At 34.1% G+C, this 610-nt stretch carries 1 protein-coding gene; it reads right to left on the bottom strand.

All coding sequences use genetic code 11. From position 1 onward, the window contains the following. Nucleotide 1: 1 nt before the first annotated feature. On the bottom strand, nucleotides 2-610 hold a 609-nt coding region (locus tag CN692_RS18970; protein WP_257144078.1), incomplete at its 5' end, for a reverse transcriptase domain-containing protein.

Below are 610 nucleotides of genomic sequence, written 5' to 3'. Positions count from 1 at the left end.
TTTACAGAATGTAGCTAATTTCTTTTCTTAAATCATAAATATTCACCTTAACTCTTGGTGAAGGTAGTGGAAATTTGCTAAGGAAGAGTCTATATTTCTCCCAATCAAAGGATTTCCTTTGACTTCTTCTATTGAGCCATTTAAATATTAGGTTCTCGATTTTAACTTTGAAAATGTTAACACTTGGAATATTATCAGTGATGCAATAGTAGTTGAAGTACCCTATAAGCGAGCGTTTGAATCTGTCCATGATTATATGAATATTATTATTTCTATTCTTCATCAACCATTCTTTAGACTCTTTTAATTTGCTTTGTACTTTCTTCCTACTTGATTTCCGTTTCACTCGAAACTTTCCTTGTTTGCTTTTGCCACAATAATGGGTAAAACCTAGAAAATCGAAGGTTTCTGGTTTTCCATTTCCCTGGTGCTTCCCAAGTTTCTCCGCAAGCCGTCCAAAGGGGATAATTTTGGTTTTATCTTCGGCTATTTCTAGGTTAAACTTCTTGAGTCTTAATTTTAGAGATTGAAAGAATGCCTCAGCTTCATTCTTAAATTGAAAACAGCAGACGAAATCATCTGCATACCTTACTAGGTATGCTTGTCCATC

The organism is Bacillus sp. AFS002410, assembly GCF_002556365.1.
In the GTDB taxonomy this organism is placed as follows: domain Bacteria; phylum Bacillota; class Bacilli; order Bacillales; family Bacillaceae_G; genus Gottfriedia.
Note: the sequence above shows the minus strand (reverse complement) of the source record. Positions and strands in the feature narration are given on the sequence as shown.